Annotated in this window: 10 protein-coding genes and 2 pseudogenes; 6 read left to right on the top strand and 6 right to left on the bottom strand. The window is 35.4% G+C overall.

Annotated elements, in window-relative coordinates; genetic code table 11:
* Nucleotides 1–495: 495 nt before the first annotated feature.
* Both pbpC and LBD46_08690 read right to left on the bottom strand, forming a co-directional pair.
* Nucleotides 496–2,835 carry a penicillin-binding protein 1C gene (gene pbpC, locus LBD46_08695; GenBank protein MDR2427235.1) on the bottom strand — a complete coding sequence of 780 codons (2,340 nt, stop codon included), beginning with the start codon at nt 2,833–2,835 and terminating at the stop codon, nt 496–498.
* Nucleotides 2,828–8,590 carry an alpha-2-macroglobulin gene (locus tag LBD46_08690; GenBank protein MDR2427234.1) on the bottom strand — a complete coding sequence of 1,921 codons (5,763 nt, stop codon included), beginning with the start codon at nt 8,588–8,590 and terminating at the stop codon, nt 2,828–2,830. The genes pbpC and LBD46_08690 overlap by 8 nt, the downstream gene beginning before the upstream one ends.
* A 145-nt stretch (nt 8,591–8,735) precedes the next feature.
* On the opposite strand from LBD46_08690, the gene LBD46_08685 reads away from it, so the two are divergent.
* The 6 genes and pseudogenes from LBD46_08685 to LBD46_08660 all read left to right on the top strand — a co-directional run bounded on the left by LBD46_08685 (nt 8,736) and on the right by LBD46_08660 (nt 13,880).
* Nucleotides 8,736–9,083 (top strand): histidine triad nucleotide-binding protein, encoded by a 348-nt coding sequence (locus LBD46_08685; protein MDR2427233.1) that lies wholly within the window; start codon nt 8,736–8,738, stop codon nt 9,081–9,083.
* A 41-nt stretch (nt 9,084–9,124) separates the two neighbouring features.
* The gene (gene rpsU, locus LBD46_08680) at nt 9,125–9,334 is read left to right on the top strand and encodes a 30S ribosomal protein S21 (GenBank protein ID MDR2427232.1); all 210 of its coding nucleotides are present in this window, start codon (nt 9,125–9,127) and stop codon (nt 9,332–9,334) included.
* A gap of 102 nt (nt 9,335–9,436) precedes the next feature.
* A complete protein-coding gene (locus tag LBD46_08675) occupies nt 9,437–10,393 on the top strand; it encodes a hypothetical protein (GenBank protein ID MDR2427231.1) in 957 nt (318 codons plus the stop codon).
* A gap of 2 nt (nt 10,394–10,395) precedes the next feature.
* Complete coding sequence (gene dnaG / locus LBD46_08670; GenBank protein MDR2427230.1) at nt 10,396–12,153, top strand: DNA primase; 1,758 nt, start codon at nt 10,396–10,398, stop codon at nt 12,151–12,153.
* A gap of 2 nt (nt 12,154–12,155) precedes the next feature.
* Nucleotides 12,156–12,506 (top strand): annotated as a pseudogene (locus LBD46_08665) (hypothetical protein).
* 657 nt (nt 12,507–13,163) lie between these two features.
* A pseudogene (locus LBD46_08660) lies at nt 13,164–13,880 on the top strand (sigma-70 family RNA polymerase sigma factor).
* 80 nt (nt 13,881–13,960) lie between these two features.
* On the opposite strand, the gene rsmG reads toward LBD46_08660, so the two are convergent.
* From rsmG to LBD46_08640, 4 genes are all read right to left on the bottom strand, one after another.
* Nucleotides 13,961–14,710 carry a 16S rRNA (guanine(527)-N(7))-methyltransferase RsmG gene (gene rsmG, locus LBD46_08655; protein ID MDR2427229.1) on the bottom strand — a complete coding sequence of 250 codons (750 nt, stop codon included), beginning with the start codon at nt 14,708–14,710 and terminating at the stop codon, nt 13,961–13,963.
* Nucleotides 14,711–14,929: 219 nt separating this feature from the next.
* Nucleotides 14,930–15,442 (bottom strand): DJ-1/PfpI family protein, encoded by a 513-nt coding sequence (locus tag LBD46_08650; protein MDR2427228.1) that lies wholly within the window; start codon nt 15,440–15,442, stop codon nt 14,930–14,932.
* Between the two features lie 11 nt (nt 15,443–15,453).
* The gene (locus LBD46_08645) at nt 15,454–15,957 is read right to left on the bottom strand and encodes a peptidylprolyl isomerase (GenBank protein MDR2427227.1); all 504 of its coding nucleotides are present in this window, start codon (nt 15,955–15,957) and stop codon (nt 15,454–15,456) included.
* Between the two features lie 624 nt (nt 15,958–16,581).
* On the bottom strand, nt 16,582–18,039 hold the full coding sequence (locus LBD46_08640) for a monomeric [FeFe] hydrogenase (protein ID MDR2427226.1): 1,458 nt from the start codon (nt 18,037–18,039) through the stop codon (nt 16,582–16,584).
* Nucleotides 18,040–18,496 lie beyond the last annotated feature (457 nt).

Below are 18,496 nucleotides of genomic sequence, written 5' to 3'. Positions count from 1 at the left end.
TATAATTGATTCACTTCATTTATGACACCAGTTTAGTCGTCATTGCGAGGCAGAATTAGATGCCAAAGCAATCTATGAATAAGAATGTCGTTTCTGTTAGCTTTCTGGATTGCTTTGTCATCGTTGCCGCTCATCCTGGTAATAACGGCAATGACTAAACACTAAACGGCGATTGAGTGTCTCTAAAAATCACTAATTGTTGTGTCATCAACATTTTAAGTGGGTTGATGGCTGGCATATGGTACTAATGCTCAACAATATGTCAAAGGATAATTCTGAAATATTTTACAATATATTATTCTATCTTGTCTTTCCTGAACCAGATATTTCACAGCCTCCCTACTTATGTCCAAAATGTCATACGGCGCTTTGTAATGCCCCAATATGTGGCTGCCAAATGTTATCTGGCAATACGGTATCAATATTTGCCGCAGTCATTGTCTTTGCCGTTACTTACAAGTTTGTATATCGTCAAATGCATCATACATATTTTAACTATTTCCCGATAATTCCAACTTTCAGTTTTGCGGTTGAGTCTCTTCCCAAATCGTCAACGGCTCTTACAATATAAGTTCCGGGATCGGTTTTTGCCGTGAGAACTGTTCCGGACTTGCTTTGTCCGATATATTTGTTGTTTAAAAACCAGAAAATATTTTTAGCATCGCTGTCTGTGTCTGCTTTAAAAGGAATTCTTTCATTTTCAAAATTTTCCGCTCTGAAAGTATATATTATATTTTGTGTCGGCAGTACTATTTTCGGTGTACTTCCATGTTCCGTAATTTCTCTTATTTCTATGTCAGGAAGATACCTTGGAGGAGTTCTGTGCGATATTCCGGCCATTGCAAAAACCGATAAAATTTCCGAATTCCAGAACTCATAAACTGCTATATTGGTTTTTTCAGGGTCATAATATGCCGCTCTCAGCCCCGTTTTTTTATCTATATAAACAGGTCTGTGAACATCACATATTTTTATGGGGGATTTACCCGGTATAAAGTAAGTTTCGTTCGTGTTCCTGCAGTACTGTGAAGGAATATCTCCTGAAACTGAACAAACTTCGACTTTTGCAATATTGAGATTGTAATCGGATATTTTTGAATTTCCAACTTCTCTTTTTTCTCCGGAAATGGATTTGATTATTTCAAAAAACAAAGGCGCAGCAGAAGTTCTTGCCGTAAATGTTTGGTGTCCTTCATTGTCAAACTTTCCTATCCATACTACCAGCACATAATCTCCAAATACGCCCGCAGCCCATGCGTCCCTGAAAGCATATGATGTTCCCGTTTTCCAGTAAACCTCAAAATCGCGAAATTTTTCAGCAGCTCTAATTTCATTTTCAGGCCTCTTGTTATCCTTAAGCATAGCCAAAGTCAAAAAAGCAGCTTCGGCAGATAAAACGTTTTCCTCTTTAATTTTTTCATATTTATCAAATCTCAAATTTTTTAAAACTCCTCCGTTTGCAAGCATAGCGTACAATTGTGCAATTTTTTCCATGGAAATTTCAAAACCGCCGATTGCAAACGAAGAGCCATAATATTCTGAATTTTTCATATTTTTTACTTCGGCTTTTTGAAGCAATGATAAAAAGTTGTTCGGATCTATCTTCAACAAAAGATCTATGGCCGGAATATTTCTGCTTTGGGTAAGAGCTTCTTTGGCAAAAATCGGCCCGAGAAAATCTTTGTCAGAATTTTCTGGAGCATAAATACCGTAATGTTTTGGAGTATCTTTTAGCAAAGTTAACGGATGAATTATCCCTCTATCTATAGCAATAGCGTATATAAATGGTTTTAATACTGAGCCTGGAGAGCGGTATGCTGCACAGCCGTTAACCTGTCCATGTATATTGTCATCAAAGAAGTCAGCTGAACCCACATAAGCGCATATATCCATTTCTTTATAATTTACAAGCATAGCCGCGGCATTATTTATGCCTTTATTTTTATTGCGTTCTATATAACTTTTTATTCTTTCTTCAATTAAATGTTGCAGATTCAAATCTAAAGTCGAGGATATTGTGGACTCATTGTTAAACATGATAATTTTATTTGCAAAATGTGGAGCTTCAAAAGGCAGATTTGCATGCTTTTTAATCTGTAAAGGCATATCGAAATAATTTTTTTTATCAGCGTCCTGCGGATATTTTTTTCCCCATATTTCAAAAACTCTTTTTCTGGCATTTTCCATTTTTGCCGTATTTGGAAGTCTTCTGAAATTTGGATTCTGCGGAATGATGCATAGAGTAAAAGATTCAAGAATTGTGAGATTTTCAATTTTTTCGGAAAAATAAATCAAAGCCGCCGCAGCTGCTCCTTCTATATTGTAACCATAAGGAGCGATATTTAAATAAGCTTCAAGAATATCGTCTTTACTATAACATATCTCTAGCCGTAAAGCTGCAAAAATTTGTTTTATCTTCCCAGAAATTGACGAACTGTCAATACCATAAATCATTCTTGCAAGCTGCATGGTTATAGTTGATGCACCTACGGGTCGATGTTTTTTTATCATGCTTACCCAAAATCCTTTCAGCAGTGCGACCGGATTTACTCCCGGATGAAAATAAAAATATTTGTCTTCATAAAGAAGAGTTCCCTTTTTGAGAGATAGAGGCATTTTTGAAAGCGGAATAAAAAGGCGATACTTTTCATCGGCAGACAATGTGAGCCTGAGCAGTTTATCATTTCTGTCAAAAAGCGCTTGCGAAAAAGAATATTGCGACAAAATACTTTGTTTTGGAAAGAATCTGATTATAAGCAATAAAGATAAAACACACAACAGAACAAATGCTGTGTGTTTTAATGGTGAAATTGCTTGTTTATTTTTTTTAGTCATTAGGCTGTGTTATCTCTATCTTAGATTGTTTTGCCAAAGCTGAAACTTCAGGATCGTATAATCCTGCGGTAAAAACTCCAGGCACAGTAAAACTTCCTTTTGTGACAACTTTTATTCCGTATTGCAATTCCGTAACATTTTTATATGCGGTTATGTAGAAAATCATCCTATCTTCTCTAGCGTCAGAACTTGAATAAGAACCTCTCTGAGAACCGCTTATAATTTCAAAGCATGCTGGAAGCAAATCAACTACAGCCAGTGATACATAATCTTTCGATTTTGATCTTACTCTTATCCGCGCAGTCAATTCATCACCGATATTTGCTGTATCCACAACCGAACCTTTGGAATCAAGATATTCTCTTGTAATTTCCACACCTTCGGCATAATCTTTTTCAGTTCTGTCAAAACCCTGCTGAACTATTCCGTAATATATTTTACCTAAATCTTTGTCTGAAAGTATAGTAAAAGCGTTTACCGATGAATCGAATTTTGAGTACGGGAACGGATCGGGTTCAAGCAGCAAATCTCTTTCTTTACCGTCTTTGTTTTTAACGCTTACTTTTATGTTTACATCTTTTCCTAGTTCGCTCTTCGAATAAGAAAGAAGCGCAAGCAGCGTAGAAGCCGATGAAATAGTATTAAACTTTCCTTCAGATAAAACGGTAATCAACCCGTCCGCAATGCTTTGTGCGTCGGCATTGAGATTATCGGAAAAATGTTTATTGCAAAGATACAAATATGCAGCATTACGCTGTGAATTCGAATCGTAATCTGAATAGAAAATGAATTTCTCTTTTGCATCCGGCTTATAAGATTTTATAAGACTATCGGCTTTTTTGAAATCTTTAAGCATGGAATAACACGAAGCCATATAAGCCGAAACAATGTCTTCTTTCCATTTTTTATATTCGGCATTCAAATAATCTTCGATTCTTAAAAGATTATTTGTAGTGATGACATTGTTTCTGGTAAGTATGTAATTTGCGTAAGTTTTAAGTCTGGCGTTCTCAAGACTGTTCGGAACTTCTGAAGCAAAATATTCAAGCCAGTTCATTCCTCTTGAAAGAATTTCATGCGGCACGGGATATCCAAGTTCTTTAGCATCGGTAAAAAAGTGTAAAGCATAGATCGTGGCATATGCATGAGCCTGCGAAGATTCAGGCCATAATGAGAAACCGCCATTACTGAGCTGCCTGAGCCGTATTTTCGAAAGAGTGTTTGCAAAAAGTTCCTGCTGTTCTTTCGGTGTTATAAAACCTTTTCTGTCGGAAACAGTGCTGAAAAGGAACGGGAAAGCGCAGCTTATTATCTGCTCCGTGCATCCGTAAGGATATTTTTCGAAGTATTGCTTAAGCGTTTTAAAAACTATCTGCGGGCTGTGAGATACGGATATTTCTCTTGTGGCATATTCGTCATATAAATTTCTTTCAAAATTATCTATTTTGCTTTTATTGTTTTTGGATGTTCCTGATTTGATTGATGTCCTGTAGGCATATGCCGGCCTTACGCTGATACTTACTTTGGCTTTATATGTATCATTTTTATATTTTGCTTTAAAAATTAAATCTCCGGAGCCTAGCTTATCATTTGTCACGAGATTGAATTTGACGATCTTTTCACTTCCTTCTTTTATTTCAAGTGTCTGTTTATTGGTTCCGTTTATTTCAAATTTGTCATTGCTTTCAAGCCATACTTCAAGAGAAGCCGAACCTGAACCGTCAATATTGTTTGACACAGCAGCGCTGACTTCAAAGGAATCGCCGGATATGGCGGCAAGAGGAGCTATCGGGGAAATTATAACAGGAGATTTGACGATAACTTCTTTGTCAGCAGAACCGAGTTGTTCGGGGTTTGCGGCAACAGCCATGATTCTGAGTTGTCCATTAAAATAATCCGGAACTTTAAATTTCACAGTTTGATACTGCGTAGTTGCGTCAAGCATTTTAGACCAAAATACTACAGGTTTATGCTGCTTTCTTGCAAAAGGGTTTAGATTTTTTTCAAGTAATTCCTCATATCCTTCGCCTCCACCTATTGCAGATATTTCTCTTATGACTTTGTAATCGGGAAGAATTAAATCCACGGTTTGAAAAGTTTCTATTTCAAGAGCGCTTTTAGTAAAGAAATAATTTAGAGGTTTTGGCGTTTTATACTGAGCTACCTGAAGAATTCCCTCGTCAACAGCGTAAATCATAATTTTTGAATTTTGTGAAGTTTTATAAGAAATTTCTAGTTCTTCTGCAGGTTTTACCAACTGAGGGGACTCCAAGTCTATTTTTATTGTTCTTTTTGAAAGGTTGACTTTAAACGGAACAACCGCATAGCTATGCGGGCTTGAAAAAATTTCTTTAGAATCTATAGAACGTATGAAAGATACATTTACGTATCCATTTCCTTCAATATCCTCTGGGAGCATTATTGTCTGCACCGTGCTGTTTGAATCTGTCTTAAACCATTTATAAGCATAGATTTTATCTTTTTCTATTGTTATCAGACCTGCGCCGGCATAAGGTGCGATAATATTTAAAGTTATCTGACTTCCGGGTTCAACGTCGTCGTTTTTTAAATTTACTATAAGATTTGCATCTTTCTCAATACTATAACTTCTATTTGAAGCTCCCGCGACAAAAAATGGAACTGAAAGAATTTTGTTCCCATTTTCATCGACAACTTCCATAATAAAATTTCCCGGGTTTTTAGTATTAAGAGCTATTTTCGAACCGGATGAGGACAAAGTGAAATCTTTTTCTTCCTCAAGAGTTTCTTTTGTTACAGTCTGATATTTATAAACTCCGTTATTTTGTTTTACAAGCGACGAAACATATTGTATTTGCAACATTCTTGCTTTCAAGTTTTGAAGTTCGACTATTTTAAGGTTGTTGTCCACCGCTATAATGTCAAGCGCTGCGTAGGAGCCTTTATTTAAATAACCAAGTTTTGAATCCGATTTAAATCCGAGCAAATATTTGTAAGGGGAAATTTTTATACTGTCATACGCATATACACCTTTTCCGCTGCTGCCTTCAAAACCTTCTGCCGAAAATATTAGATTATATGTTCCTGCTGAATATTTTGATAAATCGAAATTATATAAAGCTTCTCCATTTTCATCGCTTTTAGTATCCGGAAATCTTTCGTTTACGCTTTGTATGGCATTTCTGTAATTTATTTTGTACGGGTCGGGAAATCTATAATCTTTAAATTTTGAAAATCTGAACTCTGTAGGATTTACTGAATATTCGGACTTAACCATTCTGTCTTGTGCCGGGGTGCCGAAAAAATTGTTAAGCGTGACCATAGCTTTCAGACGTTCGGGAAAAGCCCAGCCCTCTCCAGAAGAACCGATGATTTTAGTGTTTATTTTTAAAGCGTCTGTTCTAAACTCTTCTATTCTTACGGATTCGCTGCCTAGAAGAAATTCTCTGCTGTTGTCTTTAATCAAATAAGCGTATATTGTGTAGGTTCCGGTAGGGAAAACATTTTGCGTTTTTATATCGTCAACGGCAATAAAGCCTGAGCTGTTAAGGGTTACTGTTTTTTCAAAAACGGTTTTATTGTAAGGGTCTCTCATTAAGATTTTTATCGGAATGCCAAAAATATAGCTCCAATCAAAATTTCTGACAATAACTCCAAGATTTATATCATCTCCGGGTCTGTAAATTCCTCTGTCTGAAAAAATAAAAGCTTTCATTCCTTTTTCTCTGGCTGGAGAATACTCTCCGCTTATATTAAATTTCGAATAATCTACTGCTCTATCATATTTTGCGAAAGGCATAAAAGATACGTCACTGCCATTTGTGACGACATAAGCTACGGGTTGTTGCTCGTTTACGTATCCTTCTATTTTGTTAAATACCGCACAGCCGCGCTCGTTTGTATACTGCGTTAACAACGGAATTCCATTTTTTCCCAAAATTTCGACTTTTGCGTTTGGCACGGGAGTACCGCTTTTGATAGATATCACAAAAACATTGTGTTTATTGCTTCTATCTTTTTTGACCAAAATTCCAATATCAGTGGCAAGTATAAACCTTTTATCCGAAGGTCCGTCATTCGAATTTGTAGAAGGATCGTATCCTCTGATATTCACGAAAAATAAGCCTGACGAATAATTGCTTTTAAGAAATTCACTCATGTCAATGCTTGAATAATTCGCTTTTGTTACGGAAATTCTCAACGGTATGATTTTTGAAAATTTTTGCGAAATATTGTTTTCATTAAAATCGTATCTGTTGATAAAGTCCGGATTGGCAAATGAACCATATGTCTGCGATATAAGATGATTTATCTGATCAGGAATGACTTTAGATATATCGACTTTTATCCCGTTGACGCCACGCGTTGTGAAAGTAAGTCTTTTGGATCCATCAAGAGGCAGCACCGCTCCGTTTTGGAGAAATTTTACATCTTTCGGGAACGCGGCCGATGTCATTATGTTTGAATAAGATTTTTTTATTGTAAAATCTATTTTGGATTTTATTCCTTCTTTTATATTGACGTAAACGTATCTTCTCGCCAAATCCGGCGCAAAATATTTGTATAGAAAAACGCTGTCAGACATTTTTGAATTTTCCATAAGCTGCAAATCCAGTTTTTTAGATTTTGAAAGTATTTCTGGCGTCACTTCTGCAAACTTCCAATTATAACTTGACAGTCGTCTTGTACTTTGAGGTTCGATATAGTTTCCGTCATCGTCATAATAGCCTTCTTCTTCTTCTTCTTCATATTCGTAAGAACTGTTTTTATTATTCTCAGGATGTCTCAGCGGAAGAAGATATAACTCCACTTTTCCTTCCATTTCCGAAACATCGACATCTGTCGTAAAATCTATTTCGAGAAACTGTTCAGGTTCTTCTTTGTCATTTCTGAGAATGATCGTTTTGGTATCGGTTATTCTGAAAAATTTTTCTTCAGATGGAATATTGATTACTTCTCTGAGCTTGTTTTCCATAGCTTTTCCGCCCGTAGCTGCTTTTACGGAACTCAATTCTATTATTGCAGTTTGATCTTTTTTAAGAATTTTTATAGGCTCACTTACAACATAAGCCGTTCTTTTTAACGAATCATAAGTTATTGAAGTTTTTACTTCGATTCTATCTATGGTTAAACGGAGATTATTTTCAAAAAGTTTAGCCCCAACCGAATGTGAAAAGTTAAAAACGGCTTGTATCTGATGTATTTTCGGATTCTGTGGATTCTGATATATGCGGAAATCGTTTAAGTTTACATTGAATTTAGGAGTGGTTACTTCATAAGTGAAATTTGTAATGTTAAGCTTGTCATTAAAAATTTCTTTAGGGAGTTTAATTTTATATGTCTCATTTGCCGGCCAGTCGTTTTTTGGAGTAAATACCAGAGAGTATTCATTGGTCCATTTCCACGTTCCTTCGAATTTCGGAGAAATAGATATGGAATCCAATTCTTTGCCTATTAGTTCTATGTTTGCGGAAGAAGAATTAAAACGGAAAGTTATCGGATCGGGTTTTGCAAGGGTCGCTTCACCTGAAGAATTTGTATAAACTCTTGTAATTCCAGGAGGATAAATGTATATATTGCCGTCTCTATAGACGTCTCTTTCTTCATCATACAATTTCCTATTTCCTATTCCTAAATACCTTAAAATTTTTGCGGGTTTAGCAAATATTTTTGAAATGCCAGGCATGTAAACATAATCTTTTTTTACGGCAAAAATACTTACTGCAAATAAAACAAACAATATGACAAACACAATCTGTAAAATTCTTTTTTTCATAAACCCCTCTTTCTCAAATTATATTTATAAATGGAAAAAGATTATAGCAAATATGAAGAATAAAAAAAATTCTGATAAAAAAGGTTTGTTTTTTTTTTAATAATCTTGTATAATTTTCAATACAATTTGTGTAAAAGGACAGTAGATGACTGATAATTGTCTTTTTTGTAAAATAATTAAAGGCGAAATACCCTCTAAAAAAATTTATGAAGATGAAAAAGTTTTTGCTTTTGATGACATAAATCCTCAGGCGCCTGTGCATATTATTATAATACCGAAAAAACATATACAGGATTTAAATTCTTTGGCCGAAGGTGATGAGTCAATTTTAGGGCATATTCAATCTGTGGCGGCAAAAATAGCTTTGCAATTTCCGGATCTTAAAAATGGATACAGAGTAGTAAATAATTGCGGCATAGACGCAGGGCAGACCGTGTTTCACATTCATTATCATTTACTCGGCGGAAGAAGTTTCAAGTGGCCTCCGGGATAGTATAAATTTATCTTTTAAAAGAAAGGTGGTGTTTACTGAGTATGGTCAACGTTAAAGTTCGCGAAGGGGAATCTATCGAAGAAGCGATAAGACGCTTCAAAAGAGAATGTGAAAGAAATGGCATTATGCAGGAGATAAAAAAAAGAGAATTTTATAAAGCTCCCAGCGTAGTAAGAAAAGAAAAACTTGCAGAAGCTAAAAGAAAAATTCGCCGCAAAATGCTTAAAGATAACAGATGGTCGTCGCGCTAATAAAAGATTAATGTGAACGGTTTAAAATAGAAAGAGAGCTGTGTTTTATGTCAGATTACCCCGCTTTTAAAAACAGCTCTCTTCTATATTATTTGAGGTTTTATGAAACTAAAACAAATTTATGAGTTGTTTATTAAAGAAGGGATCGAAACCGATCCTAGAGGAACAGACATTGTCGGGCTTGATTTGCAAAAACGCAAACGGGATTACGAAGCCCTTTCAGAAGAAAAAAAGGAATTTTATGATGTTGAAAGCCTTACTAATCCTTATTATGATTCGAGAATTTTAAACGGTGATCCTGAAACAGAAATTAAAACTGTTATGGTCGGTATTGATATGGAAACGCAGGAAATAGTGCTTGCAAAACAACTGATAAATTTTGGAACAAAAATAGATTTGGTCATTACTCATCATCCAGAGGGATACGCTTATTCGACATTTCATAACGTTATAGCTATGCAGTCGGATATTCTGCATAAGTATGGTGTTCACATAAATATTGCAGAAAAAATTCTTGCTCCGCGCATTACCGAAGTACAAAGAAGTATAATGCCTCTTAACAATGAAAGAACGGTTGACGCGGCAAGGCTTTTAAACATTAATTTTATGTCTGCTCATACTGTTGCGGACAATCACGTTGCTTCTTATCTTCAAAAAGAAATAGAAGCACTCAACCCCATATATTTAAAAGATATAATAAAGTATTTAAAAAAACTTCCTGAATATCGACACTCTTCATCAATAGGACTTGCGCCTACTATTTTGCTCGGAAACGAAGATTCAAGATGCGGTAAGGTATTTGTGGACATGACAGGTGGAACAGAAGGACCTATTGAGGCTTTTGAAAAACTCAGCGCTGCAGGCATCGGAACGGTTATCAGCATGCATCTGGGAAGCAAAGCCGTTAAAAAAGCCGAAAAGCATCATATAAGTGTGATTCTTGCCGGACATATTTCGTCCGATAATTTAGGGTTAAATCTTCTTTTTGACAAACTTGAGAAAAAATACGGCAATCTTGATTTCATAGAAGCTTCTGGCTTCAGAAGATTTAGAAGATAAAAATGGCAATAGTTGATGACATAATTGAAAGGATAAGGCTTTCCAGCGATATCATTTCTATTATAAGGGAATATTTGCCCGATTTGAAAAGAGCCGGAAAAAACTGGAAAGCCTGTTGCCCTTTTCACAATGAAAAGACTCCTTCTTTCGTAGTAAGCCCTGAAAAAGGTATTTTCAGGTGTTTCGGATGTAATGTGTCGGGAGACATTTTTAAATTTGTTATGCTTATGGATAATATATCGTGGATTGAATCCGTAAGAAAGCTTGCGAAAAAAGCAGGGATAGAGATAAAAGAAACTCAGGCAGATATCGTAAAAGTGTCCGAGAAAACAAAGTTATTTGAAATTCTTGAAAATTCAGCTAAATTTTACCATAGATGCTTTTTGGAAAGTCAGCAGGCGGCAAAAGCAAGGCAGTACCTTGAAAAACGCGGAATCAATGCCGATACCATTAAAAGATTTATGATAGGTTATGCTCCTAAAGGACAGTTGATTGAGCAGGCTGCGAAAAAAGGCTATATGCCAGAAGTTCTTTTAAAAGCTGGAATTATAACAAAAACGGAAAGGGGAAATTTTTTTGAGTATATGTCCGAAAGAGTGGTTTTTCCGATTTTTGACATTCAGGGAAGAGTCATTGCTTTCGGAGGAAGAACCCTTAATGATGAACAGCAGCCGAAATATTTGAATACTCCGGAAACGGCCGTTTATTTGAAGTCTTCAAATCTTTACGGATTATTTCAAACGTTGCCTGAACTGAGAAAAGAGAGAAACATTATCGTCCTTGAGGGTTATATGGACGTGATTATTCCATATCAATTCGGAGTTTCCGGAGCCGTAGCTTCTTTAGGAACGGCTTTTACTCAAAGTCACGCAAAACTCATTTCAAGATACGCTGACAGTGTCACATTGCTTTTTGATGCCGATGACGCAGGAAGAAACGCGGCACAAAGGGCATTGGAAATTTTAATCGAAAACGACGGCATAGGCATACAGTGTTCGATTTCCTCTCTTCCTGAAGGTATTGACGCTGACGAATATTTGAATGAGAATGGAAAAGATAAATTTCTAGAACTTATCGAGAAAAGTTCTAAGACGGCAATAGAGTTTATGATAGACAGAGTTTCTTTAGAAATAAACAAAAATATTCCAGAAACTAAAGCAAAAGCTGTTTCGGTTCTTTTGAATTTTGTTTTAAAAAGTGGTAATTCAATAGTGCAGAGAGAATGGGTAAAAATTCTTTCGCAGAGAATAGGCGTAAATGAGGAATCCGTTTGGCGTGAATTTAAAAAAAAGCAGCGTGCGAAACTTATAAAATATACTCATGAAAACGACGCGGCTACAAGCATCGTTGTCAAAAATAAAAAAATAGATCTATCACTCGAAGAAAATCTTATTAACATTCTTTTGACGAACAGAAATTTTGTCGAAGATGTTTCACAAGACGATTTTATTGATGCAAGATGTGCTAGAGTGTTTGGTATGATTGCTTCGGGAAGCAGCGAGACCGAAATTTTAAACTTGTTGTCGGAAAGCGATGCGGAATGGTTCACGGAACTTACTATGTCGCCGATAGAATATAATGACGTCGAAGAAGCTTTCAGAACAGTTCTGAAAGATATAAATATCGGTAAGCTTAAAAAAAGGCGTCACAAACTTGAAAAAGAAATTCTTTTGATGACCGAAGGAAAACTTAAAACTGATGATAAGGTAATAAAAGAATATAAAGAATTAACGATCATTTTAAAGGGGTCGGGGAAATGAAAATGGCAAAGAAAGATTTATTTCAGGGGCTAATTGACATTGGTAAAGAACACGGATATCTTACTTATGAAGAAATAAACAAAAGTATTCCGCAAAAATCTATGATTGCAGAAAAAATTGATAGTTTTTTTGTTACTCTAGATGATTTGGGTATTAAAGTTATAGACAATAAAGAATATTTACCCGATAAAGTCCAAAAAAACCAAGGCGAAGCTGTGGAACAGACGGTAAAGGCCGCAAATGAAGATGAAGACATAAATCCCGTGAGAATGTATTTGAGTGAAATGGCAAAAGTCCCTCTTTTGGAAAGAGCTGTCGAAGTCGAGCTTGCCAAAAACATAAGGGAAAATGAGAAAAAGCTTAAATTTATAGTTCTCGAGTCACCTCTTATTATAAAAGAAATACGCAACTGGGAAACTTTGATAAGCCAGCAAGAAATGACGCCGAAAGAACTGATGCCGAGAGGAAGAAAATCGCAGGCACAGCTCAGGGGAATGGGCGTAAAAATAAAGAAAGCCGTGCAAAATATTAATAAGATTGAAAAAAACATTCAATCTTATGAGACAAAATTTAAACTGAAATCTCTGCCGCAAAAAGAGAAAGAGAAAATAGAAGCAAAAATCAAACAGCTGCATACAGAAATAATAAGTCTTATTATTGGGCTTAATCTCAATCAGGATAAAATCAAAAGGCTTATCAACAAAATTAAAACTACGGCGCAGAAACTTAATGAAATTAAAGATGAACTGAGAAGATTTGAAAGGAAGTATAAAAATTCTCCGGCTAAAGTGCAGAATTTGTTTAAACAATATAAAGCCGGAAAAATAAATGCCGCGGAATTTAAAAAACAAACGGGTTCTCCCATTTCGCCGGTTGAAGAGGCTTTGGAAAACATACAGGCTTCTTTAGCCAAACAGGCAAATCTCAAAGATGGTTTTGTGATTTCTCCCGAAGCCATGATTGATACCGACAAAAAAATAAGAGATTTGGAAGAAATTATACACAGAGATAAGATGAAACTTATAGAAGCAAATTTCAGACTTGTCGTTTCCATAGCAAAAAAGCATGTGGGTATAAGTAATTTGGAACTTTCGGATTTGATTCAAGAAGGAAATTTAGGACTTTCAAAGGCTGTAGAAAAATTTGAATGGAAACGGGGTTTTAAATTTTCAACTTACGCAACATGGTGGATAAGACAGTCCATTAATCGTGCGATTGCAGATCAGGCAAGGACGATAAGAATTCCTGTACATATGAAAGAATTGATTTCAAAACTCACAAAGGTGAAAAAGAAATATCAGCAGGATATAGGCAGAGAACCAACGATTGAAGAATATTCAAAAGCTTTGAGACTTTCTACCGATAGAATAAGAAGGATATTAAAAATGATGCAGGAGCCGGTTTCTCTGGCCACCCCCGTCGGGGAGGAAGAGGATTCGCGGCTTGAGGATTTTATAGAAGATCAGCATAGCCCAAGCCCAGTTGCAAAAACCCAGCAATACAGATTGCAGCTTGAACTTCAAAAAGTGCTTAATTCTTTAACCCCTAGAGAAGCGGAAATTATAAGTTTAAGATATGGCATAGGCGTTGGGTATCCGAGCACGTTGGAAGAGGTTGGTAAGAAATTTGGTGTAACAAGAGAAAGAGTAAGACAAATTGAATCCAAAGCCATAAGAAAACTGAGGCACCCAACCAGAAGCAAAACACTACGTGAATATCTAGATTAATTTAATATATTTTTTTAAAAGTCGCTAGGTTTTATAATTCAGGCGGCTTTTGTGCTTCGATATATTCAGCTTGAAAATTTTTACAAAGGTTTTTTTTCTGGAATTCCGGGCTTTCTCGGAAACTGCATAGGTGTATCTTTATATTTTTTAAATATTAAAATGCAATAATCCAAATTTTGTTCCGGTAGATTATACGGCATTACGTGTTCAAGTTTGGCTCCGAGATGCCGTAATGCGTTTTCGATTGAAGGTATCCCTTCTTCCTTGCTTTGTGCTGAATTCTTTGTTTTATAGACTATAAAATATCCGCCTATCTTCAGTAAAGGTATTGAAATTTCGAGATTAGGAGAAAATTTACTTACTGCACGCGATAAAACAATATCGTATTTTTGCCGGTGATCTGCATTTTGACCTACTTCTTCAGCCCTTTCATTAAGAATTTCAATGCTAAATCCTAATTTTTTGTTTACATTTTCAAGAAATTTGCATTTTTTTGTTATGGACTCTATTAAAGTAAGTTTAATTTCTGGAATGGCAATTTTTACAGGTATGCCTGGCAGACCTGAACCCGTGCCTAGATCGGCAACTTCCAATTTGTTTGTTGAAGAAACTTCCTCCTTTATGGCTTTTGCACCGTAAAGCGAATCGCAAAAATGTCTGTAAATTAAATCGTTTTCGCTTTTAAATGAAATCAAGTTAAACATTTTATTCCATTCGATTAATTCTTCATAATAGATTTCAAATTGTTCGCATTGTTTGCGTGTGAAATCAGTGATGATATTAGAAACGGCATAGTTATAAAATAATTCAAAAAGTTTGAGTTTATTCATTGGAAAAATATATCAAATATTGATGTGAAGATAAATATATTTTTGGAAGTATCTATTTTACATAACCATAAAATGTCCCGATTGCAAGCTCCGTAAAAATTGTTTGTCAACTCTGTGTGTGGTCACTGCTGTGTCTATTCTTCGGCTTTATCGTTAGTTAAATTTCTTTGGCCGGCAAGCTTGCCGTTGTGCCATTGTTTGCTTCCAAGTTTCTGACACTCAGCTTTTTTGTAAAGCGTTGAGTATGGCTTTTGCAAATATTTCAGCGGCTTCGATTCCATCTGCTGTTATTATGTTTTTGTCAATTTCAAGAGGTTTTCCTGTATAATTTGCTCCGCCTTTTTCCAAATCTTCTCGTCCGTCGGCAAAAACTGTTGCGGTTTTACCTTTTAAAATTCCCGCATTGGCAAGAATGGTGGGCGCTATGCATATTGCTGTTGTAGGTTTTCCCGAATTGAAGAAATCTCTTGCCAATTTTAAAGCCGTCACATTTTTGAAGAAAATGTTTGCCCCTGCCCCTCCGACATAAATGATAGCGTCAAAATTTTCGGGATTTATTTCGTTTATAGTAATATCGCTTATGGCTTTCATTCCAAGCTTTCCGATAATTTCGCCTTTTTTTGTACTTGCAGTAACAACTTTTACTTTGGCATCTTCAAGAACTTTTTTCGGAATGGCATACTCTTCATCTCTAAAAATTTCTGGAGCAGTTATAAAAACGACTTGCTTCATAATGCCTCCTGTTATCTTTCAATAGTTATAGTTTTTATAACTACGGGATCTATAGGCTTATCAGAAAAATCGGCTTCGATTCTTGCTATCTTTTTTACTATGTCCAAACCTGAAATAACCTGACCGAATATGGTATGGTTTCCGTTTAGCCACGGTGTGGAAGTTTCGGTTATAAAAAACTGCGAACCATTTGTGTCAGGTCCTGAGTTTGCCATAGCCAATCTGCCAGGCTTGTCAAATTTCAAGCTTGGTTCTATTTCATCTTTAAATTTATATCCAGGACCTCCGCTACCTGTGCCTAATGGACACCCCCCCTGAATCATAAACTGTGGTATTACCCTGTGGAAAATCAATCCGTCGTAAAATTTCTTTTTTGTCTTTTTTCCGGTCTTTAGATCTGTAAACTCTTTCATTCCTTCGGCAAGGCCGATAAAATTTTCTACGGTATCAGGTGCGCTGTCGGGAAAGAGTTCAATCGTAATCGTTCCCTGTGAAGTTTCAATAACTGCATTCATTCTTTTTGTCTCCTTGGATATTGTTTGCAAAGTTTGGACTGATTGTATTTCTTTCTGTGGTTCGTTTTTCCGCAGCGCGCATGTAATAATTAAAAACAGTGGAATTAAAAAGATTACTTTTTTCATTATTTGATTATACAATTCTTCCGTAATTTTTTCAATTTATGTTGTCGATTAAAAATTTGAAAATTAATACTCAAAAAATATTAGAACGAGAAAAGTCTTGGGTTTAAACACCCTGTAGGTTTTTAATTCTACTGTTGCTTTAGCAGCTTGATTTCGACCCATTTTGCTTGACATGTTATTTCCAAATCAAAGGATACGTTAAAAGGCAGGATTTTGTAACAAAGTTTTTTTAAAGCTAAAAATGAATAAATATCTTTGAACAGAATGTTTTTGACAAACTGAACGTCTAAAAGATAGTCTTTTTCCAAAAGCGAAGCTGACTAGTATCTTTGTTTAATTTGTAAAGCCTTATTTTAGTATCGCGTTGTACGGATTAAGTCCGTTGACTTTTAAATTCGCTGTGTTTTTACAAAATTTAAAGTTATTATAAGATAGACAAAAGTATCTTAATTTTCTCTCAAAAAACAACTCTTTTAATTTATAAACTTTATATAAATATTATTTGCCATTTTCATCAGCGTATTTATTAATCTGTTTCGTTGCGGTATAGACGTCGCACAAAACATTACAACCTCCAACACAACCTCCATCACAGCACATAACTTCAATCAGATTACCTACATTATGGCCTTTTGTGTAAGATTTTAATTTCAATATGTTTTTTTTATTTAATCCTGAAATCATTTCACCTTTAATTAAATCGGCATTATTTCCAGAATATCGTTTAATCGCGTTAATAACTCCTCCACGTATGCCGAATTTTAACGCTTCTTTTGTTGTCAAAGTTGAGGTTTTTTCTTCTTTACAAGAGACAAGATTTATGCCTTTTGCATTAATCATTGCTTTAAGTTCTTCGAAACTTAAAACAAAATCCACCAGTACATTCTTTTGAGCTTCTTTTCTTTTAGAAAGACACGGAGAAATAAAAACCACAGTTATATACGGATTATCTTTATGTGCAAGTTCAGCCGTATAATGCAGAGGCGTTTTAGTATTAGATACAAAAGATTTGAGTTCAGTAATATGTTTATCTACAAGGCGTACATAAGAATGACAGCATGAAGTTGTCATAAACGCTTCGCCTTTTGTTAAAACTCTGTCAAAAAATTCGCAGGATTCCATTTTTGCTGTAATATCCGCACCTGATGCAACTTCGTAAATATTTTTAAAGCCAAGTTGTTTTATAGCATTTTTTAATCTGCCAATGTTAACACCGAATTGCCCGACAATTGAAGGCGCAATCAACGCTGCAAGATTAACATTTGAATTTGTCAATTTTAAAATATCTAAAAATTGTGTTCTTTCTATCACTGCACCGAAAGGGCAAGCCTTTATGCATTTCCCGCAGCTTATACATAAACTGTGATCTATAACGGCACTATCCTTATCGTCGTCTTTATCACCTTTTTTTATTGCACCTACGGGACAGGATTCTTCACAAGGAACGGTTATTCTAAAAATCGCTCCGTAAGGACAAGTCTCTTTACATCTGCCACAGTTTTTACATAAATCCTTATCTATTGCGGCTTTGCGATTTTTAACATCTATAGCATTAAAATGGCAGCTTCGCACGCATGCACGTGATAAACAGCCTTGACAAATTTCAGAAACCATATATCTGCTTTTAACACAGTGTTTGCAGGCTGAACGCAAAATGGTAAGCAACTTATCACTGCTGTGGTCAAAGTCAGGATTATCATGATAGGCATAGTCGTTTAAGGAAATTGACTCGTCTATTTCGTTAACAGAATATCCGAAAGCGGCTAGCACCCTGAGTTTTAAAATCGCCCGTTCTTTATATTCACAGCATCTAAATTCTGCTTCTTGTCCTTTTGGAATTATATTAAAAGGTATTCGATTAGCTTCTTTTTTGAGAATTCCATTGTAAAACATTTTTGCTATTTCTTCTAAAACTTCCTGCTTAAAATGTTCAGAATAATTTTTCTTTATGTTCATAGGTTTTATATTCTACATAATAATTTCACACAAAACAATTATTCGTAACACAAAGCAAGTTCAACATGCTAATGTAATGACTGTTGTTGTTTGAGAAAGCAACCCTCAAATAAAACCTATTGCTTGCCGCCGCCGTTAAGTCTTTAAAAAGGAAAAAAGATGAGTAATGTCGTCTTTTTTGGTTTTTTCTATTTGTGGATAAGATGTGGTTGTTGCGGAAAAATAGGAGAAATCGGCGCATAGAGAAAAATGAGATAACAAGAATATGCAAAGTCAAAAATAAAACAAGTTGGCAGCCAATCAATGCTTTGTTTGACAGGAAAGAAGAGTAAAGTCAATAACTTATGATAACACAAGCGAAAACACGGGACATATTGAGATAAACTGAACAGTTGGAAGAAAGTCTTATTTTTGTCAGCCGTATCACTCTTGGAAAAAAGGAAGTATAGAAAATCCT

The sequence above is a fragment of the Candidatus Endomicrobium procryptotermitis genome (assembly GCA_031279415.1).
In the GTDB taxonomy this organism is placed as follows: domain Bacteria; phylum Elusimicrobiota; class Endomicrobiia; order Endomicrobiales; family Endomicrobiaceae; genus Endomicrobium_B; species Endomicrobium_B procryptotermitis.
Note: the sequence above shows the minus strand (reverse complement) of the source record. Positions and strands in the feature narration are given on the sequence as shown.

What these genes read in the sequence shown, in the direction of transcription:
- pbpC (MDR2427235.1), bottom strand. Translation starts at nt 2,835, where the DNA reads ATGACTAAAAAAAATAAACAAGCAATTTCACCATTAAAACACACAGCA.
- LBD46_08690 (MDR2427234.1), bottom strand. Translation starts at nt 8,590, where the DNA reads ATGAAAAAAAGAATTTTACAGATTGTGTTTGTCATATTGTTTGTTTTA.
- LBD46_08685 (MDR2427233.1), top strand. Translation starts at nt 8,736, where the DNA reads ATGACTGATAATTGTCTTTTTTGTAAAATAATTAAAGGCGAAATACCC.
- rpsU (MDR2427232.1), top strand. Translation starts at nt 9,125, where the DNA reads ATGGTCAACGTTAAAGTTCGCGAAGGGGAATCTATCGAAGAAGCGATA.
- LBD46_08675 (MDR2427231.1), top strand. Translation starts at nt 9,437, where the DNA reads ATGAAACTAAAACAAATTTATGAGTTGTTTATTAAAGAAGGGATCGAA.
- dnaG (MDR2427230.1), top strand. Translation starts at nt 10,396, where the DNA reads ATGGCAATAGTTGATGACATAATTGAAAGGATAAGGCTTTCCAGCGAT.
- rsmG (MDR2427229.1), bottom strand. Translation starts at nt 14,710, where the DNA reads ATGAATAAACTCAAACTTTTTGAATTATTTTATAACTATGCCGTTTCT.
- LBD46_08650 (MDR2427228.1), bottom strand. Translation starts at nt 15,442, where the DNA reads ATGAAGCAAGTCGTTTTTATAACTGCTCCAGAAATTTTTAGAGATGAA.
- LBD46_08645 (MDR2427227.1), bottom strand. Translation starts at nt 15,957, where the DNA reads ATGAATGCAGTTATTGAAACTTCACAGGGAACGATTACGATTGAACTC.
- LBD46_08640 (MDR2427226.1), bottom strand. Translation starts at nt 18,039, where the DNA reads ATGAACATAAAGAAAAATTATTCTGAACATTTTAAGCAGGAAGTTTTA.